Here is a 465-nt window from a genome sequence, read left to right as displayed (position 1 = left end):
GCGAGCGCCGCGTCGGTGGGCGGTCCGCGCGCGGACCTCCCCGGCCCGGTCCCGGACCGCGTCGCGCAGATCCATTCGCTGATCCGCCGGTCGCTGGACGGGACGCTCGGTGAGCCGCTCGGCCAGGCGATCGACGGCCTGAGCAGCGACGACACAGCCGCTGAACACCCCGCTGACGGACCTCGATACCGATGATCGCTCTCCAGTACACCGGACCCCCGCCGCTGGCCGGCGGATTCGATCCCCTCGAAGGGCTCGTCGTCTTCGCCGTGAGTCTCCTCATCGGCGGGGCGGCGATCCACGTCGCGGCCGAACACGTCGTCTCTCGGCGACGGACAGCCAGCCTGACGTTCGAACACGCCATTCTCACAGCGCTCCTAGGTGCGGTCGTCTGGGCGCTGCTCGCCTGGATCCCGCTTGTCGGCTCGCTGCTCGCACTCGTCGGCTGGGTCAGCGTCATCCGCT

2 pseudogenes are annotated in these 465 nt (G+C 70.8%); both read left to right on the top strand.

Annotation, left to right across the window (positions count from 1 at the left end):
- Positions 1-195: pseudogene (locus tag DEQ92_RS24325) on the top strand (hypothetical protein); the annotation flags it as partial.
- Positions 192-465 (top strand): annotated as a pseudogene (locus DEQ92_RS22475) (hypothetical protein); the annotation flags it as partial. The pseudogenes DEQ92_RS24325 and DEQ92_RS22475, both read left to right, overlap by 4 nt.

The organism is Haloferax sp. Atlit-6N, assembly GCF_003383195.1.
In the GTDB taxonomy this organism is placed as follows: Archaea; Halobacteriota; Halobacteria; order Halobacteriales; family Haloferacaceae; genus Haloferax; species Haloferax gibbonsii.
The sequence above is the reverse complement of the archived record's forward strand: the minus strand, read 5'-3'. Positions and strand labels throughout refer to the sequence as shown.